General features: G+C 49.6%; 1 protein-coding gene. It reads right to left on the bottom strand.

The window, feature by feature from the left end:
- Window positions 1–382 precede the first annotated feature (382 nt).
- A partial coding sequence (locus ACTIE0_RS24625) for a tetratricopeptide repeat protein (protein WP_439517056.1) occupies window positions 383–1100 on the bottom strand: 718 nt, incomplete at its 5' end.

The raw sequence follows: 1100 nt of genomic DNA on the forward strand, positions 1-1100 counted from the left end.
CGCTTTACACAACACAGTCGGACTCTAGTAGGTTGGGTGGAGCGATCGCGAAACCCAACACAGTCGGCTAGGCTGGGAGCGCGATCGCTTTACACAACAGACTCGGACTCTAGTAGGTTGGGTGGAGCGATCGCTTTACACAACACAGTCGGCTAGGCTGGGAGCGCGATCGCTTTACACAACACACTCTGACTCTAGTAGGTTGGGTGGAGCGATCGCGAAACCCAACACAGTCGGCTAGGCTGGGAGTGGTTAAGTTTTGGTCGGGTTTCCTGGGTTCACATAACCTACTCCTGGTGCTAATTCTATCCCCCCAAATCCTAAAAAGCCGGGTTATATCAGCCACGCAAAAACAAGGTTTTACACATCTGATAAACCTGGTTTATAATTCTTCTAATAACGCCTGAAATCGACTATCCCCGCGAATCCTATCAAAGTCCTGGTCAGTTGCCGCCATCTCACGACATTCTGAATCTAACTCAATCGCCCGTTGTAAGTTTTCAACCCCTAAATCCACATCCCCTTGTAACCCATAAAGACAAGCAATATTATAGTAAGCGTTGGCATAATTAGAGTCTAACTCTAAGGCTTTTTGGTAATTCGCCATTGCCTCCTCATAGCGACCTAAAACATGGAAAGCATAACCGCGATTACTCCAAATATAAGCGTTGTCGGGTTGTAATTTTAAGGCGGTTTCATAACTAGACAGTGCTGCTTCTGCATCCCCAGAACGCCGTTGTGACATTGCCAACCCATTCCAATATTTGGCATTATCCGGTTGCAGTTTTACCGCCCCTTGAAAACAACGCACCGCCCCTTCATAGTTTTCTGCTTCCCACAACGCTTCACCTCGTTTAGAGAGAGCTTTTCCCCCATTTCCCCAAATCATCGGGGCAGCATCGGGTCGCAGTTTGACCGCCTTCTCCCAACAGGACATCGCCTCCTCCTCCCGTCCCTGTTGTACCAGAGATAACCCCTCAGAGAGTAAACTCAAGGGACTTTCAGAAGGCAAGGTTAAGGGGACATTTCTTTCCAACGGCAGGAAATCCACCCCCTCCAACCGCAGAAAATGCACCACCCCCGCGTCATCCCCCGCCGCC

It is taken from the genome of Limnospira sp. (assembly GCF_051859755.1).
GTDB classification, from domain to species: domain Bacteria; phylum Cyanobacteriota; class Cyanobacteriia; order Cyanobacteriales; family Microcoleaceae; genus Limnospira; species Limnospira fusiformis.